This is a genomic window from Achromobacter sp. GW823-FHT04E03, assembly GCF_058796095.1.
Window position 1 is genome coordinate 438,814 of sequence record NZ_JBXAIJ010000003.1, and the last position, 25,724, is coordinate 464,537.

Genomic DNA, 25,724 nt, shown 5'->3' on the forward strand with positions numbered 1-25,724 from the left:
CGATCTAGGATTCAACGCTGCCCGGGCCTCGCGCCTGCCACTGCGCACGCCGTTGCACACGCGTTGATTTTCACGCCCAACGATTACACTGCTTGGTGAGATTTTTTCTCGCCAAACCATTACGGAGAACGTCCATGTCCAAGCCTGCCTTGCGTGTCGCCGTCACCGGCGCCGCCGGCCAAATCGGTTACGCACTGCTATTCCGCATCGCCTCCGGCGAAATGCTGGGTAAAGATCAACCCGTCATCCTGCAACTGCTGGAAATCCCCGACGAGAAAGCGCAAAAGGCCCTGAAGGGCGTCATCATGGAACTGGATGACTGCGCCTTCCCGCTGCTGCAAGAAGTCACCGCCCACAGCGACCCGCGCACCGCCTTCAAGGACGCCGACGTGGCCCTGCTGGTTGGCGCCCGCCCGCGCGGCCCCGGCATGGAACGCAAGGACCTGCTGTCGGTCAATGCCCAGATCTTCACGGCTCAGGGCAAGGCCCTGAACGACGTCGCCAGCCGCAACGTCAAGGTCCTGGTCGTCGGCAACCCGGCCAACACCAACGCCTACATCGCCATGAAGTCGGCGCCGGACCTGCCCGCCAAGAACTTCACCGCCATGCTGCGCCTGGACCACAACCGCGCCCTGTCGCAACTGGCTGCCAAGTCCGGCAAGGCCGTCGCCGACATCGAAAAGCTGGTCGTGTGGGGCAACCACTCGCCCACGATGTACCCCGACTACCGCTTCGCCACCGTCGGCGGCGAATCGCTGTCCAAGCTGATCAACGACGACGCCTGGAACCGCGACACGTTCATCCCCACCGTGGGCAAGCGCGGCGCCGCCATCATCGAAGCCCGCGGCCTGTCCTCGGCCGCTTCGGCTGCCAACGCCGCCATCGACCACGTCCGTGACTGGGTCCTGGGCAGCAACGGCAAGTGGGTCACGATGGGCATCCCGTCGGACGGCTCCTACGGCATCCCCGAAGGCATCATCTACGGCGTGCCGGTCACGACCGAAAACGGCGAATACAAGCGCATCGAAGGCCTGGAAATCGACGCCTTCTCGCGCGAGCGCCTGGACTTCACGCTGAAAGAGCTCCTCGAAGAGCGCGACGGCGTCAAGGACCTGCTGAAGTAAGCAGCGCATGAGTAAAGAATTGGGCCCGTTTGCGCGGGCCCAATTCCTAGGCAAGACCGAAACATAAACCTGTCCCTTTGCCCCTGCGCAAAGGAATGTCGCGAAGGGGACAGATTTATTTTCCGGGCCCGCGGTAAGGTCAGGAACCAGGACGGGACGCATCCCGGCCTGGCCTGCAACGCGCCAGTCCGCAGTCCAGTCGTTTCATCCGGGGCCCACGAAAACACCCGGTCCAAATTACGGAGACCACCCATGTCCAGACCCGAATCCGCCGGCGCCCTCTTTCGCCGCGCGCTTGCCGAAGAAAGCCCCCTGCAGATCATCGGCGCCATCAACGCCAATCACGCGCTGTTGGCCAAGCGCGCCGGCTACCGCGCCATCTACCTGTCCGGCGGCGGCGTCGCGGCTGGTTCGCTGGGCCTGCCCGACCTGGGCATCAACACCATGGACGACGTCCTGACGGACGTGCGCCGCATCACCGACGTCTGCGACGTGCCCCTGGTGGTCGACATCGATACCGGCTTCGGCCCGTCGGCGTTCAACATCGCCCGCAGCGTCAAGAGCCTGATCAAGTTCGGCGCCGCCGCCTGCCACATCGAAGACCAGGTCGGCGCCAAGCGCTGCGGCCATCGCCCCGGCAAGGAAATCGTCTCGACCGAAGAAATGGCCGACCGCGTCAAGGCCGCGGCCGACGCCCGCACCGATACGGACTTCTACCTGATCGCCCGCACCGACGCGATTGCCTCCCATGGCGTGGACGCCGCCATCGAGCGCGCGCTGGCCTGCGTGGAAGCGGGCGCCGACGCGATCTTCGCCGAAGCCGCCTACGACCTGCCTACCTACGACCGCTTCGTCAAGGCGGTCAAGGTGCCGGTGCTGGCCAACATCACCGAATTCGGCAAGACGCCGCTGTTCTCGGTGGAAGAACTGAAGAGCGTGGGCGTGGGCATGGTGCTCTACCCGCTGTCGGCCTTCCGCGCCATGAACAAGGCAGCCGAAGCGGTCTACACCGCCATCCGCCGCGATGGCCACCAGAAGAACGTGGTGGACCTGATGCAGACGCGCGAGGAACTGTACGACCGCATCGGTTACCACGAATTCGAATCGAAGCTGGACGCGCTGTTCCAGAAGGGCAAGGCCTAAGCCAGCCCACGGTTTCCGGCGTCGCGGCAGCCGCCCGGCGCCTTGCATGCCCACCCCCAATAGCAACGACCATCGCGAAAGGAAGGAGTAGAGACATGAGCACGGCTCCCAAGAAGCAAGTGGCCAAGACGGACGCCCAGCCGGAAGAAAAAGCCGGCTTCAAGCCCAAGAAGTCGGTTGCGCTGTCCGGCGTCGTCGCCGGCAACACCGCACTGTGCACGGTCGGCCGCAGCGGCAACGACCTGCACTACCGCGGCTACGACATCCTGGACATCGCCGACGCCAGCGAGTTCGAGGAAATCGCCCACTTGCTCGTCCACGGCAAGCTGCCGAACAAGGCCGAACTGAAGGCCTACAAGGAAAAGCTGCGCAGCCTGCGCGGCCTGCCCGCCCAACTGCAAGCCGCGCTGGAAGCCTTGCCCGCCGCCAGCCACCCGATGGACGTGATGCGCACCGCCGTGTCCGTGCTGGGCTGCGTGCTGCCTGAAAAAGACGACCACAACACCCCGGGCGCGCGCGACATCGCCGACCGCCTGATGGCCAACCTGGGCTCGGCGCTGCTGTACTGGTACCACTACAGCCACAACGGCCGCATCATCGACGTGCAGACGGACGACGACAGCATCGGCGGCCACTTCCTGCACCTGCTGCACGGCGAAAAGCCCAGCGACGAGTGGGTCAAGGCCATGCACATCTCGCTGAACCTGTACGCCGAACACGAGTTCAACGCGTCCACGTTCACGGCCCGCGTCATCGCCGGCACCGGCTCGGACATGTTCTCCGCCATCTCGGGCGCCATCGGCGCGCTGCGCGGCCCCAAGCACGGCGGCGCCAACGAAGTGGCCTTCGACGTGCAGAAGCGCTATGAAACCCCGGACGAGGCCGAGGCCGACATCCGCCGCCGCGTCGAAGCCAAGGAAGTTATCATCGGCTTTGGCCACCCCGTCTATACCGTGTCCGACCCGCGCAACAAGGTCATCAAGGAAGTGGCCAAGAAGCTGTCCAAGAAGGCCGGCAGCACCAAGATGTTCGACATCGCCGAACGCTTGGAAACGGTCATGTGGGACATCAAGAAGATGTTCCCCAACCTGGACTGGTTCTCGGCCGTCAGCTATCACATGATGGGAGTCCCCACCGCCATGTTCACGCCGCTGTTCGTCATCGCGCGCACGGCGGGCTGGTCGGCCCACATCATCGAGCAGCGCATCGACAACAAGATCATCCGCCCCACCGCCAATTACGTGGGCCCGGAAGACCAGAAGTTCGTGCCGCTGGAAAAGCGCAAGTAAGCCACGACACCAGGGCGCGGACGAGGGCACGGCATGGCCACCTGTATTCATTCCATGGAGAGGTACCGCTATGTCTGCCCCGATCTCCAACGTCCGTCCCGATCCCGACCTGGTTCTGGTCGATATCGCCGACTACGTCCTGAAGTATGAAATCCAGAGCGGCCTGGCGTACGAAACGGCGCGCAACTGCCTGATCGACACGCTGGGCTGCGGCCTGGAAGCGCTGGAGTATCCAGCGTGCAGGAAACTGCTGGGGCCCATCGTCCCCGGCACGACCGTGCCCCACGGCGCCAAGGTGCCGGGCACGCAATTCCAGCTCGATCCCGTGCAGGCCGCCTTCAACATCGGCACGATGATCCGCTGGCTGGACTTCAACGACACCTGGCTGGCCGCCGAATGGGGCCACCCGTCCGACAACCTGGGCGGCATCCTGGCCACCGCCGACTGGCTGTCCCGCACGGCGGTCGCGGCCGGCAAACCGCCCCTGCTGATGCGCGACGTGCTGACCGGCATGATCAAGGCGCACGAGATCCAGGGCTGCATCGCACTGGAAAACTCCTTCAACAAGGTCGGCCTGGACCACGTCGTGCTGGTGAAAGTTGCCTCCACCGCCGTGGTGGCGCAGATGCTGGGCCTGAGCCGCGATGAAGTGATCAATGCGGTGTCGCTGGCCTGGGTCGATGGCCAGAGCCTGCGCACCTATCGCCACGCGCCCAATACCGGCAGCCGCAAGAGCTGGGCCGCGGGCGACGCCACCAGCCGCGCCGTGCGCCTGGCGCTGATCGCCCGGACCGGCGAAATGGGCTATCCGTCCGTGCTGACGGCCAAGACCTGGGGCTTTTACGACGTGCTGTTCAAAGGCCAGCCGTTCCGGTTCCAGCGCCCCTACGGCAGCTACGTGATGGAAAACGTGCTGTTCAAGATTTCGTTTCCAGCCGAATTCCATGCGCAGACCGCCGTCGAGTGCGCAATGGAACTCCACGCCCGGCTGCAGGCCGCCGGCAAGAACGCCGACGACATCGCGAAAATCACAATCCGCACGCACGAAGCCTGCATCCGCATCATCGACAAGAAGGGACCGCTGGCCAACCCGGCCGACCGGGACCACTGCATCCAGTACATGGTGGCGGTACCGACGCTGTTCGGCCGCCTGACCGCGGCCGACTACGAGGACACGGTGGCGCGGGATCCGCGCATCGACGCGCTGCGCGACAAGATTGTGTGCGTGGAAGACCCGGCCTATACCCGCGACTATCACGACCCCGACAAGCGTTCGATCGCCAATGCGCTGACGGTGGAATTCAAGGACGGCACGCGGCTGGACGAGATCGTCTGCGAGTACCCCATCGGCCACAAGCGCCGCCGCGCCGAAGGCATACCGCTGCTGGAAACCAAGTTCCGCACCAATCTGGCGCGCATGTTCCCAGCCCGCCAGCAAGACCGCATCCTGCAGGCCTCGCTGGACCAGAAGCGGCTGGAAGCCATGCCGGTCCACGAGTACGTCGACCTGTACGTGATCTGAGCCGCCTCCCCGCAAAGCCCTGTCCGCGGGGCTTTGCCTCTTGGCCTGAACGCGTAGTGGCGCAGCTTACAATGCGGCTTTCCTCGACTGGATCGCGCCATGGCCATGCTTTGGGTCAAGACCTTTCATATTGTCTTTATCGCTTCCTGGTTCGCCGGCCTGTTCTACCTGCCGCGCATATTCGTGAATCTGGCGCAGCAATCGGACCCCGCGGTCCAGACCACCCTGCTGGGCATGGCGCGCCGCCTGTACCGTTTCACCACCATCCTGGCCGTGGTCGCGGTGGTATTCGGCATGTGGCTCTATCTGGGTTATCGCATCGGCGTGGGCCCCGGCAACGGCTGGATGCACGCCAAGCTCTTTTTCGTCCTGCTCGTCATCGGCTACCATCACGCCTGTGGCCTGATGCTGCGCAAATTCGAACAGGGCAAAAACACCCGTTCGCACAAGTTCTATCGCTGGTTCAACGAAGTTCCCGTCTTGCTGCTCTTGGTGGTGGTGGCGCTGGTCGTCGTCAAACCCTTCTGATACCCCTACCTCTGCACATTCGCCAGGATTCGTATGTCCTCTGATGAACAGGACCGCCCGCGCAAGACGCTGACGATCAAGAAAACGGCGCGCGACGCCTATGCCGAAGACGCCCCCAAGCGCACCCGCAGCGGCGCCCGCGCCCGTCTGGTCGCGCAACAGGAGCGCACCAAGGAAAGCATCGAACGCCAGAAAGATCCCGCCGCCTATCAGCGGCGCAAGGACGAGGAAGCGCGTGGCCCGCGCGGCGCCGGCCGCGGCCAGTCCGCGCGCGGCGCGTCGGATCGGGCGGCGCCGGGACGCGGCGCCTCGGACCGGGCGGCATCGGGGCGACCTGCTACGGACCGCAAGCGGGCCGACAGCCCGCGCCGCGAAACTGAATCCGGCGGCCGCTCCGGCCGCGCCCCGCAGCGCGCGCCGCGCCTGCGCGACGATCAGTACATCGCGCCGGCCACCCCGGCGGGACGCTTCTACGACCCGTTCGAGGACGACGGTCCGGCGCCGGAATATCAGGCTGAACCCGAGCACGAATCGGATTTTGTCGAAGCACGTAACCGGGACCAAGACCACCGCGAACCCGCTGTCGAGGTCCGCAGCCGCCGTCCGCGCGAAACCCGCCAGGCGGAAACATTTCCCATCTTCGCCCCCTGCCCCCAAGGACTGGAAGAGGCGCTGACGGCCGAAATGCAGGCGCTGGGCTTCGAGGACGCCCAGGCCGGCCGCGCTGGCTGCTCGTTCACGGCCGATTGGGCCGGCGTGCAGCGCGCCAACCTGTATTCGCGCCTGGCTACCCGTATCCTGGTGCAGGTCGCCCATGCCGAGATTTCGCACGAAGACGACATCCTGGACCTGGCCCGCGACACTCCCTGGGAGCGCTGGTTCGGCGCGGAGCAGACCCTGCGCGTGGATACCTCGGCCATCAAGAGCCCGGTGCAAAGCCTGCAGTACTGCAATTTGCGCGCCAAGGACGGTATCTGCGACCGCCTGCGCGAACTGGAAGGCGAACGCCCCAGCATCGACACCGTGCGTCCGGACGCCCGCGTGCACCTGTTCCTGACCGGGCATACCGCGACGCTTTACCTGGACACCTCGGGCGAGTCGCTGTTCAAGCGCGGCTGGCGCCTGGACAAGGGCGAGGCGCCGCTGCGCGAGAACCTGGCCGCAGGCATGCTGGCGCTGGCGGGCTGGGATCCAGCCGCCCCGCTGCTGGATCCGTTCTGCGGATCGGGCACCATCCTGATCGAGGCTGCCTGGATCGCCCTCGGCGTGCCCCCGGGCATCTCGCGCCCGTTCGGCTTCGAACGCCTGCGCGGACATGACGCCTACCGCTGGCGCGACCTGAAGGACGATGCCCGCGCGCGCATCCTGCCGCAACTGGACGCGCCGCTGGTCGGCTACGACCTGGACCCGCGCGCGATCGAATTCGCCCGCAACAACGCCGAACGCGCCTGGCTGACCGAAGACTCGATCCGCTTCGAGGTCGGCGATGCCCGCCACGTCACGGCGCCCGCCGACCACGGCTGGATCGTCACCAACCCGCCCTATGGCGAGCGCATGGGGACGGAACAGGACGCGGATCTGTGGCGCGACTGGGCCACCTGCCTGAAGCGCAATTTCGCGGGCTGGCAACTGCACGTCATCACCAGCGACCTCACCTTGCCCAACCAGATGCGCTTGAAGCCCAAGCGCCGTGTGCCGCTGCACAACGGTTCGCTGGACTGCCGCCTGTTCGGTTTCGAGCTGGTCGCGGCCGGTTACCGCGACGCCTGAGCGCCCCTGCGCCCCGGGAGGTTTCGGCCCCCGGGCGCCCCCTTCCCCTTGAACAGCGCGTTGTAAAGGCGCCGCAACATGGCGCGCTTATCTTTGCTTATGGTTTTCCCCAGCACCGTTTGAGCGCATCATCGCACCAAGGTGTTGCCAATATGCACCAGGCACTTGCACAAGTTCAGGGTTAACCCCTATAATTCGGGTTATCCCTAGTAGCTAAACAAACAGTGCAAGCCCGTGGAGGCTATTGTGATCAACCCGAACAACACCATCCGCCTGACCGACGAACTCGAGCGCCAACTGATGCTCCAGGCTATCGAAGAACAATTCCGTCCGCACCCGATGCGGGCGTTGGCCGCCGGCCTGCGTAAGCTGGCCCACGGCATCCGTGCCCTGGCTGGCAAGACGAGCGCCAAGAACGCGCACTCCGCCGCCTGAGCAAGGCCCAGGCTTACGGCCTGAACAGTTTTCCCCTTGGGGGCTGCATAGCCCCTTTTAAGACCCGCCCTTACCGGTGGGTTTTTTTTTGCCTTGGAAGGCCTGGGCTTTGTCGGATAATAGCGACCCATGACGACCGACGCCCTCCTTGACCAGACCCCCAACCGGCTGCGCCGGTTCGCCTGCATGATGTACGAAGCCGTGCTGCTGTTTGGCGTGGTGTTCCTGGCTGGCTACCTGCTGGATACCCTGACCCAGAGCAAGAACGCGCTGGAATTGCGCGGCGCCCGGCAGGCCTGGCTGTTCGTCGCCATCGGAGCGTATTTCGTGCTGTGCTGGCGCCGCCGCGGCCAGACCCTGCCCATGAAAACCTGGAACATCCGCCTGGTCGACCGCGACGGCAACACCCCGTCCACGACCCGCCTGATGTTGCGCTACATCCTGGTCTGGCCTCTGGTGCTGGCCGGCGCGGCGGTCGTGTGGGCGGCCGCCAGCGCCACCGGCTGGCCTTCGATGGACATGTTCATCGTCGCCGCGCCCTTCACCATCTTCGTCTGGTCCTGGTTCGATCCCGACGGCCAGTTCCTGCACGATCGCATCCTGGGCACGCGGCTGCGCAACGCGCCGCGCCACAAGAAGGCCCGCTAGCCTGCGCAGGCAGCGTCAGCCGCCGCGCCGTATACATTCTGCGACAAACGGCAACATCGTGCGCCGAATTAGCCTTTTGCTTTCAGAAAGTTGAAAGTCGACCGCAAAGACAATGGGGCCCCTTTTTTCAGACGCCCTAGAACCATCATGCGCGCTTTCCTTTCCCGTGTTGCGCTGGCCGCCGCCAGCGCCCTGTTCCTGCTGCCCGCCGGCGCCCTGGCGCAGAACGCCGCCGCCCAACAGGAAATCGAAGCGGCCACCAAGGCCGCCTTCGCCGCTGCCCAGGAAGGGCCCGCCGACGTCAAGCTGGGCGAGCAGGCGGTCGTGCATCTGCCCGAATCCATGTTCTTCGTGCCGCGCCTGCAGGCGGACCGGCTGATGGCGGCCTACGGCAACGGCAAGGATCCTTCCCTGCTGGGCGTGGTGATGCCCAAGAGCGACGATGACGATTGGGTCATCACCGTCAATTTCGACAAGGCCGGCTACATCAAGGACGACGACGCCAAGAACTGGAACGTCAACGAATTGCTGGACAGCCTGCGCGAAGGCACCGAGCAATCCAACGAAGAGCGCAAGAAGCGTGGCTTCCCCGAACTGATCATGGACGGCTGGGTCGAGGCGCCGAAGTACGACAGCCACTCGCAGCGCCTGGTCTGGTCGGTCGCGGTCAAGCACAAGGGCGAAAGCGCCACCGAGAACCCCACCGTCAACTACAACACCTACGCGCTGGGCCGCGACGGCTACATCACGCTGGACCTGATCACGCAGAAGAGCATGGTGCCCAAGGACAAGACGGCCGTGCTGACCCTGCTGGACAACCTGAACTACGTCGAAGGCAAGCGCTACGCCGACTTCAACTCCTCGACCGACAAGGTGGCCGAGTACGGCCTGGCCGCCCTGGTGGCTGGCGTAGCGGCCAAGAAACTGGGCCTGTTCGCCGTGATCGCCGCCTTCCTGGCCAAGTTCGCCAAGGTCGGCCTGCTGGCCGCGGCCGCGCTGGGCGGCGGCATCTGGAAGCGCCTGCGGGCCAAGAAGGCCAACCCGCAGCAGCCCTGACTGCCGACTCCGGTCGCGGCCCCCCCCCGAACCCATGAACCCGATGCACGGCGGTCCGCCGTGCATCGCAGAGCCTCGCCCGCCGTCACAACAGCGTCACGCAGCGTTCACGTTCCGGTCATCGCCGGATGGTTTCATTCCCAGGCATGAGCACAGCCCCTGGGAAAGCGACCGTGAACGAAATCCGCCCCGCGCACTGGCGCGCCCTCTGGATTTCCGATATTCACCTGGGCACCGCCGGGTGCAAGGCGGAATTCCTCCTCGACTTCCTGGACCACAACGATTCCGACACGCTCTACCTGGTGGGGGACATCGTCGACGGCTGGCAGCTGCGCAAGCACTGGCACTGGCCCCGGGCGCACAACGACGTCATCCAGCGCATCCTGCGCAAGGCGCGCAACGGCACCCGGGTCGTATTCATCCCGGGCAACCATGACGAATTCGCGCGCGAGTTCGCTGGCTATGCCTTCGGCGACATCGAGATCCTGGACGAGGACGTGCACACCACCGCCAAGGGGCAGCGCCTGCTGGTGCTGCATGGCGACCAGTTCGACGGCGTGATCCAGCACAGCCGCTGGCTGGCCCACCTGGGCGACGGGCTCTACCAACTGGCGCTGTGGATCAACCATCATTTCAACCGGCTGCGCCACCGCCTGGGACTGCATTACTGGTCCCTGTCGCAATACCTGAAGCACAAGGTCAAGAACGCCGTGTCCTTCATCACGGACTTCGAAGAGGCGCTGGCGGGCGAAGCCCGGCGACGGGGCCTGGACGGCGTGGTCTGCGGCCATATCCACAAGGCCGAACTGCGCTACGTGGGCGAGATCCTCTACTGCAACGACGGCGACTGGGTGGAGAGCCTGTCCGCCCTGGCGGAGACGCACGACGGCCAGCTCCAGTTGCTGGACTGGGCCACTGTCATGGCGGATCGCGAAGCCGATCCCGCCGCCCGGCCGCCCCGCTCGCTGACGCTGCCGGCCCTGCCCTCCGCACTGCGCCGCCAAGGCAAACACCCGTGATAACCCGTATGCGTCCCCGTTACGCAACGGGGATGTTGCAGTTCACGGCCCTCTAGGTCATGCTTGCATCTGGGGCAACGGGCCAACTTGACCCGTTCACGCTGCAACATGCTCACAACATAGGGCCATGAACGACCAATATCAGGCGCTCTACCAAACATTCCGCTGGCTGGTACCCACCCAGTTCAACATCGCGGAAGCGTGCTGCCACCGCTGGGCATCCAGCAGTCCGGATGCGCGGCGCATTGCCATCTACTACGAAGATGAATCTGGCAACCGCGAGGTCTGGACCTATGCTCGCCTGGCGGAAGCGGCCAATCAGTTGGCCAACGGCCTGGTGAAAATGGGCGTTGGGCGCGGCGACCGCGTGGGTGTGGTGCTGGGGCAACGGCCCGAGACTGTGGTGGCCCATATGGCCATCTACAGCGTCGGCGCGGTAGTGCTGCCGCTGTCCGCCCTGTTCGGCCCCGAGGCCCTGGAAAGCCGCCTGCGCGACTCCGAAACCCGGGTCGCGATCGTGGATTACGCCTCCAGCGCCAACCTGCTGGCCGTAAGCGACAACTGTCCCAACCTGCAGCAGATCATCGGCATCGGCTTCGCCGACGAACGCGTATTGCCCTGGCGCAGCCTGCTGGCGCGCCAACCCAGCGAATTCAAGATGGTCCAGACCCGTTCCTCGGACCCGGCCATCCTGCTCTATACCTCCGGCACCACCGGCGCCCCCAAGGGCGCGCTGCTGCCGCACAGCGTGCTGATCGGCAACCTGCCGGGCTTCGTGGCCTCGCAGGACTGGTTCCCCAAGCCCGCCGACGTGTTCTGGTCGCCGGCCGACTGGGCCTGGACCGGCGGCATGATGGACGCCCTTCTGCCCACCCTGTACTTCGGCCACCCCATCGTCGGCACGCGCGGCCGCTTCTCGGTCGAGCGCGCATTCGAGCTCCTGGAACGCTACCAGGTCACCAACACCTTCCTCTTCCCCACCGCGCTCAAGATGATGATGAAAGCGGTGCCGGAGCCGCGCGGCCGCTACCAGCTGGCCCTGCGTTCCATCATGAGCGCCGGCGAAAGCGTGGGCGAGACCGTCTTCGAATGGTGCCAATCGGCGCTGGGCGTAACGCCCAACGAAATGTTCGGCCAGACGGAAATGAACTACGTGGTGGGCAACAGCCAGAAGCGCTGGCCCGCCAAACCAGGCAGCATGGGCCGCCCCTACCCGGGTCACAACGTCGCGGTGCTGGACGAGGACGGCAAGCCGGTCGCGCCCGGCGCCACCGGCGAGATCGCCGTCAACCGGCTCGACATCCATGGCTACCCGGATCCCGTGATGTTCCTGGGCTACTGGCGCAATGAAGCCGCCACCCAGGCCAAGTTCAAGGGCGACTGGTGCCTGACTGGCGACCTGGCCAAGATCGACGCCGACGGCTACCTCTGGTACGCGGGCCGCGCCGACGACGTATTCAAGTCCGCCGGCTACCGCATCGGACCGGGCGAAATCGAAAGCTGCCTGATCGGGCATCCGGCCGTGGCCAACGCCGCCGTCGTGCCCAAGCCGGACGCCGAGCGCGGCGCCCTGGTCAAGGCCTACGTGGTGCTGACGCCGGAGTTCGCGCAGCGCGACCGCAACGACATCATCGAGAACCTGCAGGAACATGTGCGCGAGCGCCTGGCCCCGTATGAGTACCCCAAGGAGATCGAATTCGTCGACGAGCTGCCCATGACCACCACCGGTAAAATCCAGCGCCGCATCCTGCGCCTGCGCGAAGAAGAGCGCTCGCGGATGACCGCAGCCATTACAGACGCGCCGCACGCCCCCAAGGCGTGACGCCGCAACCGGAGACCTAGGCATGCCCATTTACCAGCTCGACGACCTGATTCCCCGCATCGACCCGGCGGCCTATGTGGCCGACAGCGCCGACATCATCGGCAACGTAACGCTGGAGGCAGGCGTCAGCATCTGGTCCAACGTGTCGATCCGCGGCGACAACGACGCCATCCTGATCAAGAGCGGCACCAATATCCAGGAAGGCAGCGTGCTGCACGTGGACGACGGCTGTCCCATGACCATCGGCCCCAACGTCACGGTAGGCCATCAGGCCATGCTGCACGGCTGTACCATCCATGAAGGCGCCCTCGTGGGCATGCAGGCCATCGTGCTGAACAATGCCGTCATCGGCCGCAACTGCCTGATCGGCGCCGGCGCCATCATTCCGGAAGACCGCATCATTCCCGACAACTCCCTGGTCATCGGCATCGGCAAGATCGTCCGCGAGCTCTCGGACGAGGAAATCGCCAATCTGCACAAGAACACCGCCCATTACGTGGCGCGCGGCCAACACTACAAGACCGCGCTGAAACGGATCGGCTGAGCGCCCCGGGGCGGCGCTTCGACCCTGCTGGCGGCAGGGGGAATAGACGGGCCTGATCGGCTAACATTCCTCCATGACCGATCAGCTCAAGAAATACCTTACCGAAGACCGCAGCGTCCGCATCCAGGCCGTGCGCCTGGACGCGACCTGGAAGGCCGTGCAGGCCAATCACGACTACCCTCCCGCCATCACCCACCTGCTGGGCGAACTGGTGGCGGCGTCCACGCTGCTGGCCGCCAACATCAAGTTCGACGGCTCGCTGGTGCTGCAGATCCAGGGCGACGGCCCCATTGCGCTGCTGGTGGTGGAATGCCGCAACGACCTGAGCCTGCGCGCCACCGTCAAGATGCGCGAAGGCCACGACGTGCCCAGCGACGGCAACATGCAAAGCCTGCTGAACCCGGGCGGCAACGGCCGTTTCATCGTGGTGCTGGATCCGCAGCGCAAGCTGCCGGGCCAGCAGGCCTATCAGGGCATCGTGCCCCTGCAGGGCGACACCGTGGCCGAAGCCCTGCAGCACTACATGAAAGCCTCCGAACAGCTGGATACCCGGCTGTGGCTGGCGGCCGACGCCGACCATGCCACGGGCATGCTGATCCAGCGCCTGCCCTACCACGGCGGCTCGGACGCGCCCGCTCTTACCGAGCAGAACGCCGCCGAAACCTGGGACCGCGCCTGCGCCCTGGCCGGCACCATCAAGCGCGATGAACTGCTGGCCACCGACATCGACACGCTGATCCATCGCCTGTTCTGGGAAGAAACCCTGGTGGCGTTCGATCCGCTGGCGGTGCGCTGGCACTGCCCCTGCACCCGCGAACGCGTGGCCAGCATGCTGCGCACGCTGGGCCAGGAAGAGATCAACAGCATCCTGGCCGAACGCGGCCAGGTCGACGTGGCCTGCGACTTCTGCGGCAAACCGTATAAGTTCGACTCCGTCGACTGCGCCACCTTGTTCTCGTCCGGCGCAGCTCCGGCCGCGGACGAACCTCCCACGGTGCACTGATCCACACCGGCGGCCTGGCCGCCGGGACGTTTCGATCACGCCGGCTTATCCTCATCGACAGGCGGCCATGCCTGCGCCAGACTGCGCAGCCATGACCGCCTTTTTTCATGCACCCTCCTGCCGGCAACGCGGCGCCGCCGCCATCGAATTCGCGGTGGCGGGCGCCGTGGTGCTGCTGCTGGGCCTGCTGGCGATCGAAACGGCCCGCTGGCAGGGCGTGCGCCAGATGGCCTATCTGGCGCTGATGGAGGCGGGACGCGCCGGCGCCACCGGGCACGGCGATCCAGCGCGCATGCGCATGGCCTTTCTGCAGGCCCTGCTGCCGCGGTACGCCGATGCGCAAGGCCAGGCCGGCGCACGCCGCCGCCAGGAAGACGAGCAAGCCGAGCTGGCCGCCATTTCGGGTACCCACCCCTGGCGCATCGAAGTCCTGCTGCCCGACGAGCAATCGTTCCGCGAACACGCCCGCCCGGATCTCAAGGTGCCCGCCGCGTCAGGCCTGCGCGCCATCGACAACGGCTACCAGGACCTGCAGCATGCGCGCCGGCCGCCGCAGCCGGGCGGCCAGACCATATTTCAGGCCAACACCTTGAAGCTGCGGCTGACCTATCTGCACAAGCCGTTGCTGCCGCCCTTGCGGGCGCTGCTGGCCGCGCTGGGCTCCGATCGCGGCAGCTATGCCGGAAACGCGCAGACCCGGGGCCTGTTGCCCCTGCGCATGGAACTGGAAACGGAGATGCATTCGCACCCGGTGGATTGGGCGCGCAGGACGCCGCAACCCGCCGGCATCGTGTACGGAGAGTGCCGCAGCGTGCGCTGCGGTTGAACGGAACGGGGAATGAACAGGAACGGCAGCCGGCGCTCAGTGCCGGGCGTTGGCCTGATTGGCGGGCTTGGGAGGCGTAGCCGCAGGGCGGGCCGCCGGCGCGCTGGCGCGCGCGGGGGTGGCCGGCTTGGCCGCGGCGTCGGCAGCCAAAGAGGCGCCGCCAGCCGGGGCCGGGGTGTTCTGCGGCAGGATGTGCACGAACACCTCGCCGTCGCGCATCATGCCCAGTTCGCCGCGGGCGCGTTCCTCGATGGCGCCGGAGCCGCCTTCGAGGTCGCGCACTTCCGCTTCCAATGCGGCATTGCGCGCGCGCAGGCCTTCGTTGGTCTCGCGTTGCTCCGCCACCTGGCGTTGCAGATCCCAGACCTTGAACCACCCGCCCTTACCCAGCCACAGCGGGTATTGGATCAGGCCTAGCAGCACGAACAGCACCAGGAACAACAGGCGCATACGCGGGAACCCTCAGCAGTCGTGGCGTGGATGCGGCCCCGGGATTGCGCCTGGGGCCGCGCTTCTCATCAACGCAGGTTGTAAAAAGCTTCCAAGCCGGGATACGACGCGACTTCAGCCAGCTCTTCCTCGATGCGCAGGAGCTGGTTGTACTTGGCCATGCGGTCCGAACGCGACAGCGAACCCGTCTTGATCTGCATGGCGTTGGTCGCCACGGCGATATCGGCGATGGTGGAGTCTTCGGTTTCGCCCGAACGGTGCGACACGACGGCGGTGTAGCCGGCTCGCTTGGCCATTTCGATGGCGGCGAAGGTCTCGGTCAGGGTGCCGATCTGGTTGATCTTGATGAGGATCGAGTTGGCGACGCCCTTCTGGATGCCTTCGCGCAGGATCTTGGTGTTGGTGACGAACAGGTCGTCGCCCACCAGCTGCACCTTCTTGCCCAACTGGTCGGTCAGGAGCTTCCAGCCTTCCCAGTCGTTTTCGGCCATGCCGTCTTCGATCGAGATGATCGGGTACTTGTCGCACCAGGTGGCCAGCAGATTGGTGAACTCCTGCGAGGACAGCGAGATGCCGCCTTCGCCGGCCAGCGTGTACTTGCCGTCGCGGTAGAACTCGGAGCTGGCGCAATCCAGGCCCAGGGCGATCTGCGTGCCCGGCTCGTAGCCGGCTTCGGTGATGGCCTTCAGGATCAGCTGGATGGCGGCTTCATGGCTGGCCACGTTGGGCGCGAAGCCGCCCTCGTCGCCCACTGCCGTGGACATGCCCTGGCCGTGGATCAGCTTCTTGAGCATGTGGAAGACTTCGGCGCCCCAGCGCAGGGCTTCGCGGAAGCTGCCTGCGCCCACCGGCAGAATCATCAGTTCCTGCAGGTCCAGCGTGTTGTTGGCGTGCGCGCCGCCGTTGATGACGTTCATCATCGGCACGGGCATGCTCATGGGGCCGCTGCCGCCGAAATAGCGGTACAGGGACAGGCCCGATTCGTCGGCGGCGGCGCGGGCCACGGCCATGGAGGCGGCCAGGATCGCGTTGGCGCCCAGGCGTTCCTTGGATTCGGTGCCGTCCAGCTCGATCAGGGTGCGATCGACGAAGGTCTGTTCCTGGGCATCCAGGCCCATCAGGGCTTCCGAGATTTCCGTATTCAGGTTCTCGACGGCGCGCAGCACGCCCTTGCCCAGATAACGGCTCTTGTCGCCGTCGCGCAGCTCGATGGCTTCGCGCGCGCCGGTGGACGCGCCCGACGGCACGGCCGCGCGGCCCATGGCGCCGGACTCCAGCAGCACATCGCATTCGACGGTGGGGTTGCCGCGCGAATCCAGAATCTCGCGGCCGATGATATCGACGATAGCACTCATGACTTTACATTCCCTGAACGATAAACATATTCATGACAGCCGCGCCTTCGCGGGCATTGCGGGCGCGGCGGTACTGCCAGGAGTCGTAGAAAGCCTGGGCCGCGGTCATGGAGGGGAATTCCATGACGACGGTACGGCCAGGCTCACGGCCCTCGAGGTGCCTGGAATCGCCGCCGCGCACCAGGATCTTCGCATCGTACGCGCGCATTGCGAGCGTGGACAGACGCTTGTAGTCCTCGTACTGTGCGGGCTTGGTCACTGAGACGTCGGCGATGAGGTAGGCACTCATGGGATTCCTTCAGAGCAGTTGCGTTGGTTTCGGTCTGACGCCGGATACGGCGACGCCGCCAGTGTCGCGCAAGGCGGCCGGGCGACGCATATCCGATGCTAATTGGTTGTATCCGAAAGAAGCGCCGCCGTATAGGGCGGCGCTGAGGCGGCGGCCCGCGGTCCCGAAGATCCGCTTACGGAACTCCAGACCGCAGACGCGCATTACGCCTCCTGACCGCGGCGAGCCTTCTGCTCGATGGCGGCGCGGATATAGCTGGCGAACAACGGGTGGCCGTCACGCGGGGTCGACGTGAACTCCGGGTGGAACTGCACGCCCACGAACCACGGGTGGTCGGGCAATTCCATCATTTCCGGCAGGTTCTCGGTCGGCGTGCGGGCGCTGATCACCATGCCGGCTTCTTCCAGGCGCGGCACGTAGACGTTGTTGACCTCGTAGCGATGGCGGTGACGCTCGTTCACTTCGTCGCCGTAGATCGACTGCGCGCGGGTGCCAGGCTTGATCGGCACGCGCTGCGCGCCCTTGCGCATGGTGCCGCCCAGGTCGGACGACTGGTTGCGCTTTTCGACCTTGCCTTCGCGGTCCATCCATTCGGTGATCAGGGCCACCACGGGGTGCGGCGCCGAGGGATCGAATTCCGTGCTGTTGGCGCCGCCCAGGCCGGCGACGTGGCGCGCGAACTCGATCACGGCCAGCTGCATGCCCAGGCAGATGCCCAGGTACGGCACGCCGTTTTCACGGGCGTAGCGGATCGCGGCAATCTTGCCTTCGGTGCCGCGCTTGCCGAAGCCGCCCGGAACCAGGATGGCGTCCAGGTGCTTGAGCTGGTCGGTGCCGCGGGTTTCGATGTCTTCGGAGTCGATGTACTCGATGTTGATCTTCGAGCGCGTGTGGATGCCGGCGTGGACCAGGGCTTCCGTCAGCGACTTGTACGACTCGGTCAGGTCGACGTACTTGCCGACCATGCCGATGGTGAGCTGGTGCTGCGGGTGCTCCAGCGCCTCGACCAGGTTGTCCCACATGGACAGGTCGGCCGGCGGCGGGGTCAGGCCCAGCGCTTCGCAGACGATGTTGTCCACGCCCTGCGCATGCAGCATCGCCGGGATCTTGTAGATCGAATCGGCGTCCCAGACGGAGATGACCGCGTCCAGGGGCACGTTGGAGAACATCGAGATCTTGGCGCGCTCGTCGTCCGGGATGCGGCGGTCGGCGCGGCACAGCAGCGCGTTCGGGTAGATGCCGATTTCGCGCAGCTTCTGCACCGAGTGCTGGGTCGGCTTGGTCTTGAGTTCGCCGGCCGACGCGATGAAGGGCACCAGCGTCAGGTGCACGAAGGCGGCGTTGTTGCGGCCCATGCGCAGGCTCATCTGGCGGGCGGCTTCCAGGAACGGCAGGGACTCGATGTCACCCACGGTGCCGCCGATCTCGACGATCGCGACGTCCGTGTTGCCGTTCCAGGCGGCTTCGGCGCCGCGGGCGATGAAGTCCTGGATTTCGTTGGTGATGTGCGGAATGACCTGGACGGTCTTGCCCAGGTAGTCGCCGCGGCGCTCCTTGCGGAGCACGGATTCGTAGATCTGGCCGGTGGTGAAGTTGTTCACCTTGTGCATGCGAGCCGAAATGAAACGCTCGTAGTGGCCAAGGTCCAGGTCGGTTTCGGCGCCGTCTTCCGTGACGAACACCTCGCCATGCTGGAACGGGCTCATGGTGCCCGGATCGACGTTGATGTACGGGTCGAGCTTCAGCATGGTGACTTGCAGGCCACGCGACTCGAGGATGGCGGCGAGCGACGCAGCGGCGATGCCTTTGCCCAGGGAAGACACCACACCGCCGGTGACAAATACGTATTTGGTCATCGTAATGAGCACCCGGGACGAGCGGGCGCGTGCGGGAAATTTGGATTATAGCCGGGAGGCGGAGCTTATTTGGGTTTTCCCCTAGCTCCGGGGCGTAACATTTGGCAGCACTCGAATCGCCGAAAGGGGCATCGCCTTGTGTGGCGCGGCGCAGCGCCGTGCTATGTTCGATCCCTATTTTTTTGCTTGCTGTTTTTTCTCAACACTCCCGCTTCCGCCGATGACCGATCCCGCCCGATCCTCCTACTCGCTCGCCTGGCGCCTTGCGTTGACCGCAGTTTTCCTGCGGCTGGCTTACTCGGCGCTGGTCCAGTCGTACAGCCTGCTGGCCCTGCCCCAGTTCGAGCAAATGCAGGAGATGTACACCCAGCCGCAGTTCCTGGCGCCGCTGCTGGTCCATATCGTCGCGGGCGCGGTAATCGCCGGATTGACCGCCTGGGGAGCCATGCGAGGCTGGCTGGCGCGCCATGACACCCAGGCGGTGACCGAGCCCCGCAAGCTGTTCGGCACCTTCATCGCGCTGTTTCTGCTTTACACCCTGGCCGTGGCGGCAGGCATCGCCTTCCTGCAGAACACGCTGATGCGCTTCGTCATGGACCACCGCGACGTGCTGCAGGAACGGCTCGGCTTCGGCATGATCGGGCAGTTTCTGGCCCTGAACATCATCACCAAGCTCGTGACCATCGTGCTTGAGATCATCGGCATCTGCGTCATCGTGCGCATTGCCGCCTGGACCGTGCAGCCTGCGGGCCCGGCTGGCGGCCCCGCCTATGAACGGCGCCATGCCGCCTGGACTACCGCACTGACCGTGCTGGTCTGGCAACTGACTGTTTCGATCTGGTTGGGCGGTTTCCTGCAGATGCAGGCTCAGGGCGCTGGCTGGACGGCGTACGCGCTGGGCTACCTGGTCCTGCCTGCGGCCCTGCTGGGGCTATGCACCCTGGTCTGCCTGAACATCCTGCCGCGCCCGATCGGCGCGGCCCGGTTCGGACGGGCCGTCGCCCACGGCACCATCGCCTTCTGGCTGGCGCAGGCGCTGGGCATAGGTTTGGGATTCCTGGCCGTCCGGGCGATGACCTGGGGACAACTGATGCGCGCGGCGGAGTCCCATGCGGCCGCCGGCCTGACGCTGCTGGCCTATGGCGCGCTGCTGGCCTTGGGCTGCCTGATCGGCAGGCTCGCACTGTATCCCCGCGCCAAGACGGCCACGCCGGCAAGCTGACCCGACTTCGCGCGAAGCAAAAGGCCGCGGGCATTGCGCCCGCGGCCTTTTTTCATGCACTCACGCAGCGGTTCAGATCGCGGCGGTGCGGCGCTCCAGCCAGGCCAGCGCCTCGCCTTCGACCAGCGGCGACAGGCGTTCGTACACCGTCTTGTGATAGTCGTTGAGCCAGGCGATTTCGTCGGCGCGCATCAGCGACGGCTCGATGCAGCGCGTGTCGATCGGGCACAGCGTCAGCGTTTCGAAGCACAGGAATTCGCCGAGTTCCGAGGTCAGCCAGGCGCGGTTGGCGACCAGGTTCTCGATGCGCACGCCCCAGCGGCCCGGGCGGTAGATGCCCGGCTCGTTGGAGGTGATCATGCCTGGCTCCATCGCCGTGTGCGGACCCGGCACGGCGCGGTAGGAAATGACCTGCGGGCCCTCATGCACGTTCAGGAAGTAACCCACGCCGTGGCCCGTGCCATGGCCGTATTCCGCGCCGCCTTCCCAGATAGGGGCGCGCGCAATGGCGTCCAGCATGGGCGAAGGCGTGCCGCGCGGGAACGAGGCGCGCGACAGCGCGATCATGCCCTTGAGCACCAGAGTGAAATCCACCTTCTGGTCGGCGCTGGGCGAGCCCACCGCGACCACACGGGTGATGTCGGTCGTGCCGCCCAGGTATTGGCCGCCCGAGTCGATCAGCAACAGGCCGTCGCCTTCGATGGTGGCGTGCGATTCCTGGGTTGCGCGGTAGTGCGGCATCGCGCCGTTGGCGTTGAAGCCGGCGATGGTGGCGAAGCTGGGGCAGACATAGGCCGGCCGGCGCGCGCGCGCAGCGGTGATCTGCTCGTCGATGGTCAGTTCGGTGATGGTTTCATTGCCCAGCGCGCCTTCGAACCAGGCGAAGAACTCACAGAGCGCGGCGCCGTCCTGCGCCATGGCCTGACGCACGTTCGCCAGCTCGGCATCGGTCTTGCGGGATTTCAGCAACGTGGACGGATTGATGGCTTCGATGCGCGGCACGGCCGGATCCATCGCATGGAACACGCCGCAGGTCACGCGCGCCGGATCGATCAACAGCTTCTGATCGAGTTCCAGCGAGGCCAGCGCATCGGCGGCCTGGGCATAAGCGGCCACTTCCACGCCGTCGGCCGCCAGCACGGCGCGCAGGGCGTCGTCGATCTTGCCGTCGGCCACGAACAACGTGGCATGGTCCAGTCCGATCAGCGCGTGGCCGACGAACACCGGGTTGTAGTCCACGTCCGCGCCGCGCAGGTTGAAGAGCCAGGCAATGTCGTCCAGCGTGCTGATGAAATGCACGTCGGCGCCATGCGTGCGCATGGCGGCGCGCACCTGCGCCAGCTTGTCTGCGCGGGTCACGCAGGCTTCGGGCGCCACATGTTCATAGATGGCGGCGCCGGGCAGCCCGGCGCGTTCCTGCCAGATGTCTTCCAGCAGATCCTCGCGGATTTCAAGGGCCGCGCCGGCCGAGGCCGCGGCCGCCGACAAGGCGCGGAAAGCGCCCAGGCCCAGCACCTGTCCGTCCACCCCGATGACCTCGCCCGCCTTGGCATTGGCCGCCAGCCAGTCCACATGGCCCGGCGTCGTGGCCAGCGCGATCTTCATCAACTGCACGCAGGTGCCGGCCAACTGGGCTTCGGCCTGCACCCAGTAGCGGCTGTCCACCCACAGGCCGGCGAAATCGGCCGTAACCACCAGCGTGCCGACCGAGCCCGTGAAGCCGGACAACCAGCGCCGTCCCTGCCAGCGCGCGGGCAGGTATTCGGACAGGTGCGGGTCCGAGGACGGAACGACATAGGCGGACAGGCCGCGGCGGCTCATGGCCTGCCGCAATTGGGCAATACGGGCGTCGGTGCTAGACATGGGGGATGGGATCCTTAGCGCAACATGAAAGACATGGCGGCCAGGCTGTTCAGCGTGCGGACGGCGGACTGCATGCTATCCGTGGTGAATCGCAAGGTCACGCCGTCCACGCGTTCCAGCGTGGGCCACATGCAGAACAGGTCGGCCAGGGCCGAGCTCTGCGTCTGCAACCGGCATTCTATAGGGGCGGGAATGCGGAAAGGAACCACTCCCCCTTTCTTCAAATTGCGCACGGCGGTTTCGGCGGCGGACGCAATCGCGCGGCGCGATGCAGCAGGCGACAGGGTCACGCCGCTGCCCTGCCCATGGGCCACCTTGGTCTGCACCCATTCGGCGCCCGGGAAGGTATCGCGGGTCTCCTCGATGAAGGCATCGTCGCCGGTGCCCAGGATGACGGGCACGCCCAACTCGCCCGCCAGCGCGCCGTACAGGCCGGCCTCGCCCAGCTCCATGCCGTTGATGAGCACGCGGGCGAAGGCGAAGCTGTTGATGGTGTGGGCCAGGATGCCGCGGCCCTGCGAACGCGAGTGGTAGCCGATCATGAAGACGGCGTCGCAGCCCTCTTCCAGGCCGCCCATCATGCCGAGGTAGCGCGGCTTGCCCAGCACCAGGCGGGCGCGCTCGTCCAGGCCGTCAGGCAGCAGGTTGCGAAAGCCGCCGTGCGAATCGTTGACCAGGATCTCTTCGGCGCCGCCGGCGATCGCGCCTTGCACGGCCGCGTTGGCCTCGGCGGTCATCCAGGCGCGGGCGCGCTCGTATTCGCCGTTGCCGGCGCGGACTTGTTCGGAATGAAAGACGCCGGCGACGCCTTCGATATCGGTGGAAATCAGGATCTTCATGGGATCAGCCTCGGAGGATTTCAGAATTCGGTTTCGGACAGCCACTGGCGCCACTGCGGCGCCGCGTCGCGGATCGCGGCGCGGTGGTTGCCGTCGCGCCCCGTCACGCCTTCGGCATGCCACAGCGCGGAAATGATGGCCTGTTCGCAGGCTTCGGCGGCGGCTTCGAACAAGGGATCGATGCGGGCCTCGTGCAGCATCGCCACCGCCGGCATGGGCTGCTCGGGTAGTTGCGGCACCGTATAGGCGGTGGAAAACGCCAGCGCGATGTCGCCGCTGCCATGGCCATACACCGAACCGGTGCGGGCCAGCCCCGCCCCGGCCCGCAGCGACAGGCGGCGCAACTGGCGCGAGTCCAGCGGCGCATCGGTCGCCAGCAGCAGGATGATGGAACCCTTCTCGGGCACGATGGCGGCGTTCTCGCCCGCCTGGGCCAGGCCGCTGTCCAGCTGCTGCGCCAGCCGGCGGCCGAAGGGCCTGCCCGCCACGGTCAGGTTGGGCAGGCGGCCGAAGTTCGCCAGCACCAGCGCGCCAACCGTGTATTGCGGTCCGGCCTGAATGGATGCCAGGCGCGAGGCCGAGCCGATGCCGCCCTTGAACGAGAAGCAGGACATGCCCCGGCCCGCGCCGACGGCGCCCTGCTCGAACGGCTTGCCCGCGGCGGCCAGCGCCTCGGCGTAGTGCGATTCCTGCACCGCCAGCGCCTGGATATCGTTCAGATAGCCATCGTTGCATTCGAAGACCAGCGGATTGACGGTAGCCATGCCACGGCCAATGCCAGGGTTCGCGGCGACCGCGGCGCGGATCTGCGCATTGGCCACCGTACCCACGCCAAACGTATTGGTCAGCGCAATGGGCGTTTCCAGCACGCCCAGCTCCTGCACCTGAACCAGGCCGGTGCTCTTGCCGAAGCCGTTCAGCACGGTGGCGGCAGCCGGCACCTTATCCAGATAGGGATCGCCGGCATGCGGACGCACCACGGTTACGCCGGTCTGCAGCGGGCCTTCGGCCAGCGTACGGTGGCCGACGGCGACCTCGCCCACGTCGCAGATCGAATCCAGCGGTCCCGCTGGCAGTACGCCGATGCGGGGGATGTCCAGCGCTTGTTTGTCCATGTTCGCTGCGTGTCGCCACGCTCCTGAATGTAAAACGCCGCCGCCCTGGGGCGACGGCGCAAAGATTCGCCCTCCACGCCGGCCCTCCAGGGAGGACCGGCGGCAGGATTACTTGCGGTCGATCTTGGGATCGAGCGCGTCGCGCAGGCCGTCGCCCAGCAGGTTGAACGCGAGCACCGTGAAGAAGATCGCCAGCGCCGGGAAGATCGCCACGTGCGGCGCGATCACCATGTCGGCGCGCGCTTCGTTCAGCATCGCGCCCCACTCCGGCGTGGGAGGCGAAGCGCCCATGCCCAGGAACGACAGGCTGGCAGCGGTGATGATCGAGGTGCCGATGCGCATCGTGCCGTAGACCACGATCGGCGAGATCGTGCCGGGCAGGATGTGGCGCATGATGATGGTCCAGTCGGACGCGCCCACGCTCTTGACCGCTTCGACGTAGGTCATCTGCTTGATCGACAGCGTGTTGCCGCGCACCAGGCGGGCAAACGCCGGCACGCTGAACACGGCCACGGCCACGATCACGTTGACCATGCTGGAACCCAGGATGGCGACCACGCCGATGGCCAGCAGCATGCCGGGGAACGCCAGCAGCACGTCGGAGATGCGCATCGTGATGCGTTCCCACCAGCCTTCGTAGTAGCCCGCCATCAGGCCCATGAAAGTGCCGACGACGGCGCCCATGGCGACGGACAGGAAGCCCGCGGCCAAGGAGATGCGCGCGCCCATGATGATGCGGCTGAAGATGTCGCGGCCCAGCGAGTCCACGCCCAGCCAGTGGGTGGTGGAAGGTCCGGCGTTCAGGGCGTCGTAGTCGAAGAAGTTCTCCGGGTCGAACGGCACGATCCACGGCGCGAAGACCGCGACGACGACGAGCAGCAGGACGAAGATGCCCGCGCCGACGGCGAGCTTCTGCTTCTTGAATTTGCGCCAGAACTCGGTGGCGGGGGTGCGCACGTCGTTCTTGGGAGCGGCGGCGATGGTCGTGGCGGGTGTCGTATTGCTCATGGCCGCCTCACTTGTAACGGATGCTGGGATTGATGACGCCATAGAGCACGTCGACAATCAGGTTGATCAGGATGAATTCCAGCGAGAACAGCAGCACCAGGCCCTGGATCACCGGATAGTCGCGCTGGGTCACGGCGTCCACCAGCAGGCGGCCGAGGCCGGGCCAGTTGAACACGGTCTCGACCACGATGGAGCCGCCCAGCAGGAAGCCGAACTGCAGGCCCATCATCGTGACGACGGGAATCAGCGCATTGCGCAGCGCATGCTTGATCACGACGCGGCGCTCGGTAAGGCCCTTGGCGCGGGCGGTCCGCACGAAGTCTTCCTGGATGACTTCCACGAAGGAAGCCCGGGTAAAGCGCGCCATCACGGCCGCCACGGCGGCGCCCAGCGTGATGGACGGAAGTATGTAGTGTTGCCAGGTCGAGGCGCCCACGGTAGGCAGCCAGCCCAGATTCACGGAGAAGACCTGCATCAGCATCATGCCCAGCGCGAACGCGGGGAACGAGATGCCGGACACCGCCAGCGTCATGCCGAGACGGTCGGGCCAGCGATTGCGCCATACCGCCGACACGATCCCGATGATCATGCCGAAGGTCACTGACCACACCATGCTGGCGAGCGTGAGCCACAGGGTAGGCATGAAACGGTCGGCGATTTCGGTCGAGACGGGGCGCTTGGTACGCAAGGAGGTACCCAGGTCGCCTTGCAGCATGTGGCTGAAATAGCGCACGAACTGCTGCGGCAGCGGCAGATCCAGTCCCAGTTCCTTGCGCACGAGCTCGACGGTCTGCTGGTCGGCCTCCTGGCCCGCGGCCAGTCGCGCCGGGTCGCCCGGAAGCATGTGCACAAACAGGAACACGACCACGGCTACCAGCAGCAGCGTGGGGATCATGCCCAAAAGACGTTTGACGATGTAGGTCAGCATTGAAATTCCTGCAACATCGGCGGGGACACCGCGCCCCCGCCGTATGTGGCCTTACAGGGGCGACTAGGCC

Annotated in this window: 24 protein-coding genes; 15 read left to right on the forward strand and 9 right to left on the reverse strand. The window is 65.9% G+C overall.

Features of this window, described 5'->3' with window-relative positions; translation table 11 throughout:
* The first annotated feature begins 134 nt into the window (after positions 1–134).
* From AC1RHV_RS21620 to AC1RHV_RS21685, 14 genes are all read left to right on the forward strand, one after another.
* Positions 135–1,124, forward strand: coding sequence for a malate dehydrogenase (locus AC1RHV_RS21620; RefSeq protein WP_013392305.1), 990 nt, complete (start codon positions 135–137; stop codon positions 1,122–1,124).
* Between the two features lie 252 nt (positions 1,125–1,376).
* Positions 1,377–2,267, forward strand: a complete 891-nt coding sequence (gene prpB, locus AC1RHV_RS21625; protein WP_054450739.1) for a methylisocitrate lyase — start codon at positions 1,377–1,379, stop codon at positions 2,265–2,267.
* 95 nt (positions 2,268–2,362) lie between these two features.
* Entirely contained in the window at positions 2,363–3,556 is a 1,194-nt protein-coding gene (gene prpC, locus AC1RHV_RS21630) for a bifunctional 2-methylcitrate synthase/citrate synthase (RefSeq protein ID WP_042792448.1), read from the forward strand.
* Positions 3,557–3,626: 70 nt separating this feature from the next.
* Entirely contained in the window at positions 3,627–5,078 is a 1,452-nt protein-coding gene (locus AC1RHV_RS21635) for a bifunctional 2-methylcitrate dehydratase/aconitate hydratase (RefSeq protein ID WP_192493211.1), read from the forward strand.
* Positions 5,079–5,177: 99 nt separating this feature from the next.
* Entirely contained in the window at positions 5,178–5,606 is a 429-nt protein-coding gene (locus AC1RHV_RS21640) for a CopD family protein (RefSeq protein ID WP_175163653.1), read from the forward strand.
* Positions 5,607–5,639: 33 nt separating this feature from the next.
* Positions 5,640–7,376 carry a THUMP domain-containing class I SAM-dependent RNA methyltransferase gene (locus tag AC1RHV_RS21645; RefSeq protein ID WP_054450736.1) on the forward strand — a complete coding sequence of 579 codons (1,737 nt, stop codon included), beginning with the start codon at positions 5,640–5,642 and terminating at the stop codon, positions 7,374–7,376.
* A gap of 246 nt (positions 7,377–7,622) precedes the next feature.
* Positions 7,623–7,811, forward strand: coding sequence for a hypothetical protein (locus AC1RHV_RS21650; RefSeq protein WP_006389355.1), 189 nt, complete (start codon positions 7,623–7,625; stop codon positions 7,809–7,811).
* A 129-nt stretch (positions 7,812–7,940) separates the two neighbouring features.
* Entirely contained in the window at positions 7,941–8,459 is a 519-nt protein-coding gene (locus tag AC1RHV_RS21655) for an RDD family protein (RefSeq protein ID WP_192329966.1), read from the forward strand.
* A gap of 147 nt (positions 8,460–8,606) precedes the next feature.
* On the forward strand, positions 8,607–9,515 hold the full coding sequence (locus tag AC1RHV_RS21660) for a DUF2167 domain-containing protein (protein WP_492301946.1): 909 nt from the start codon (positions 8,607–8,609) through the stop codon (positions 9,513–9,515).
* A 146-nt stretch (positions 9,516–9,661) separates the two neighbouring features.
* Complete coding sequence (locus AC1RHV_RS21665) at positions 9,662–10,534, forward strand: UDP-2,3-diacylglucosamine diphosphatase (RefSeq protein WP_119450948.1); 873 nt, start codon at positions 9,662–9,664, stop codon at positions 10,532–10,534.
* 127 nt (positions 10,535–10,661) lie between these two features.
* Complete coding sequence (locus AC1RHV_RS21670; protein WP_313389449.1) at positions 10,662–12,356, forward strand: acetate--CoA ligase; 1,695 nt, start codon at positions 10,662–10,664, stop codon at positions 12,354–12,356.
* Between the two features lie 22 nt (positions 12,357–12,378).
* Positions 12,379–12,900 carry a gamma carbonic anhydrase family protein gene (locus tag AC1RHV_RS21675; RefSeq protein WP_054450727.1) on the forward strand — a complete coding sequence of 174 codons (522 nt, stop codon included), beginning with the start codon at positions 12,379–12,381 and terminating at the stop codon, positions 12,898–12,900.
* A gap of 73 nt (positions 12,901–12,973) precedes the next feature.
* On the forward strand, positions 12,974–13,903 hold the full coding sequence (gene hslO, locus AC1RHV_RS21680; RefSeq protein WP_054450725.1) for an Hsp33 family molecular chaperone HslO: 930 nt from the start codon (positions 12,974–12,976) through the stop codon (positions 13,901–13,903).
* A gap of 91 nt (positions 13,904–13,994) precedes the next feature.
* A complete protein-coding gene (locus AC1RHV_RS21685; protein WP_225591407.1) occupies positions 13,995–14,729 on the forward strand; it encodes a pilus assembly protein in 735 nt (244 codons plus the stop codon).
* Between the two features lie 36 nt (positions 14,730–14,765).
* Here AC1RHV_RS21685 and ftsB read toward each other — a convergent pair whose 3' ends face one another.
* From ftsB to pyrG, 4 genes are all read right to left on the reverse strand, one after another.
* Positions 14,766–15,179: a cell division protein FtsB gene (gene ftsB, locus AC1RHV_RS21690; protein ID WP_054450721.1), complete on the reverse strand. Its 414-nt coding sequence runs from the start codon at positions 15,177–15,179 to the stop codon at positions 14,766–14,768.
* A 68-nt stretch (positions 15,180–15,247) separates the two neighbouring features.
* Positions 15,248–16,534 (reverse strand): phosphopyruvate hydratase, encoded by a 1,287-nt coding sequence (gene eno / locus AC1RHV_RS21695; RefSeq protein WP_054450719.1) that lies wholly within the window; start codon positions 16,532–16,534, stop codon positions 15,248–15,250.
* Between the two features lie 4 nt (positions 16,535–16,538).
* Positions 16,539–16,823 (reverse strand): DUF1330 domain-containing protein, encoded by a 285-nt coding sequence (locus AC1RHV_RS21700; RefSeq protein WP_013392289.1) that lies wholly within the window; start codon positions 16,821–16,823, stop codon positions 16,539–16,541.
* Between the two features lie 203 nt (positions 16,824–17,026).
* The gene (gene pyrG / locus AC1RHV_RS21705) at positions 17,027–18,679 is read right to left on the reverse strand and encodes a CTP synthase (protein WP_054450715.1); all 1,653 of its coding nucleotides are present in this window, start codon (positions 18,677–18,679) and stop codon (positions 17,027–17,029) included.
* Positions 18,680–18,947: 268 nt separating this feature from the next.
* On the opposite strand from pyrG, the gene AC1RHV_RS21710 reads away from it, so the two are divergent.
* Entirely contained in the window at positions 18,948–19,901 is a 954-nt protein-coding gene (locus AC1RHV_RS21710; protein ID WP_225590355.1) for a hypothetical protein, read from the forward strand.
* Between the two features lie 72 nt (positions 19,902–19,973).
* Here the strand turns inward: AC1RHV_RS21710 and AC1RHV_RS21715 are convergent, their stop codons facing one another.
* From AC1RHV_RS21715 to gsiC, 5 genes are all read right to left on the reverse strand, one after another.
* A complete protein-coding gene (locus AC1RHV_RS21715; protein WP_492301948.1) occupies positions 19,974–21,764 on the reverse strand; it encodes an aminopeptidase P family protein in 1,791 nt (596 codons plus the stop codon).
* Positions 21,765–21,778: 14 nt separating this feature from the next.
* Complete coding sequence (locus AC1RHV_RS21720; protein WP_054450710.1) at positions 21,779–22,603, reverse strand: M55 family metallopeptidase; 825 nt, start codon at positions 22,601–22,603, stop codon at positions 21,779–21,781.
* 20 nt (positions 22,604–22,623) lie between these two features.
* Positions 22,624–23,718, reverse strand: coding sequence for a DmpA family aminopeptidase (locus tag AC1RHV_RS21725; RefSeq protein WP_492301949.1), 1,095 nt, complete (start codon positions 23,716–23,718; stop codon positions 22,624–22,626).
* A 108-nt stretch (positions 23,719–23,826) separates the two neighbouring features.
* On the reverse strand, positions 23,827–24,726 hold the full coding sequence (gene gsiD, locus AC1RHV_RS21730) for a glutathione ABC transporter permease GsiD (protein ID WP_054450707.1): 900 nt from the start codon (positions 24,724–24,726) through the stop codon (positions 23,827–23,829).
* Positions 24,727–24,733: 7 nt separating this feature from the next.
* Positions 24,734–25,654 carry a glutathione ABC transporter permease GsiC gene (gene gsiC, locus AC1RHV_RS21735; RefSeq protein WP_013392281.1) on the reverse strand — a complete coding sequence of 307 codons (921 nt, stop codon included), beginning with the start codon at positions 25,652–25,654 and terminating at the stop codon, positions 24,734–24,736.
* Positions 25,655–25,724 lie beyond the last annotated feature (70 nt).

Coding starts and splice junctions, on each gene's coding strand:
- AC1RHV_RS21620 (WP_013392305.1), top strand. CDS start 135: ATGTCCAAGCCTGCCTTGCGTGTCGCCGTCACCGGCGCCGCCGGCCAA.
- prpB (WP_054450739.1), top strand. CDS start 1,377: ATGTCCAGACCCGAATCCGCCGGCGCCCTCTTTCGCCGCGCGCTTGCC.
- prpC (WP_042792448.1), top strand. CDS start 2,363: ATGAGCACGGCTCCCAAGAAGCAAGTGGCCAAGACGGACGCCCAGCCG.
- AC1RHV_RS21635 (WP_192493211.1), top strand. CDS start 3,627: ATGTCTGCCCCGATCTCCAACGTCCGTCCCGATCCCGACCTGGTTCTG.
- AC1RHV_RS21640 (WP_175163653.1), top strand. CDS start 5,178: ATGGCCATGCTTTGGGTCAAGACCTTTCATATTGTCTTTATCGCTTCC.
- AC1RHV_RS21645 (WP_054450736.1), top strand. CDS start 5,640: ATGTCCTCTGATGAACAGGACCGCCCGCGCAAGACGCTGACGATCAAG.
- AC1RHV_RS21655 (WP_192329966.1), top strand. CDS start 7,941: ATGACGACCGACGCCCTCCTTGACCAGACCCCCAACCGGCTGCGCCGG.
- AC1RHV_RS21660 (WP_492301946.1), top strand. CDS start 8,607: ATGCGCGCTTTCCTTTCCCGTGTTGCGCTGGCCGCCGCCAGCGCCCTG.
- AC1RHV_RS21665 (WP_119450948.1), top strand. CDS start 9,662: ATGAGCACAGCCCCTGGGAAAGCGACCGTGAACGAAATCCGCCCCGCG.
- AC1RHV_RS21670 (WP_313389449.1), top strand. CDS start 10,662: ATGAACGACCAATATCAGGCGCTCTACCAAACATTCCGCTGGCTGGTA.
- AC1RHV_RS21675 (WP_054450727.1), top strand. CDS start 12,379: ATGCCCATTTACCAGCTCGACGACCTGATTCCCCGCATCGACCCGGCG.
- hslO (WP_054450725.1), top strand. CDS start 12,974: ATGACCGATCAGCTCAAGAAATACCTTACCGAAGACCGCAGCGTCCGC.
- AC1RHV_RS21685 (WP_225591407.1), top strand. CDS start 13,995: ATGACCGCCTTTTTTCATGCACCCTCCTGCCGGCAACGCGGCGCCGCC.
- ftsB (WP_054450721.1), bottom strand. CDS start 15,179: ATGCGCCTGTTGTTCCTGGTGCTGTTCGTGCTGCTAGGCCTGATCCAA.
- eno (WP_054450719.1), bottom strand. CDS start 16,534: ATGAGTGCTATCGTCGATATCATCGGCCGCGAGATTCTGGATTCGCGC.
- AC1RHV_RS21700 (WP_013392289.1), bottom strand. CDS start 16,823: ATGAGTGCCTACCTCATCGCCGACGTCTCAGTGACCAAGCCCGCACAG.
- pyrG (WP_054450715.1), bottom strand. CDS start 18,679: ATGACCAAATACGTATTTGTCACCGGCGGTGTGGTGTCTTCCCTGGGC.
- AC1RHV_RS21715 (WP_492301948.1), bottom strand. CDS start 21,764: ATGTCTAGCACCGACGCCCGTATTGCCCAATTGCGGCAGGCCATGAGC.
- AC1RHV_RS21720 (WP_054450710.1), bottom strand. CDS start 22,603: ATGAAGATCCTGATTTCCACCGATATCGAAGGCGTCGCCGGCGTCTTT.
- AC1RHV_RS21725 (WP_492301949.1), bottom strand. CDS start 23,718: ATGGACAAACAAGCGCTGGACATCCCCCGCATCGGCGTACTGCCAGCG.
- gsiD (WP_054450707.1), bottom strand. CDS start 24,726: ATGAGCAATACGACACCCGCCACGACCATCGCCGCCGCTCCCAAGAAC.
- gsiC (WP_013392281.1), bottom strand. CDS start 25,654: ATGCTGACCTACATCGTCAAACGTCTTTTGGGCATGATCCCCACGCTG.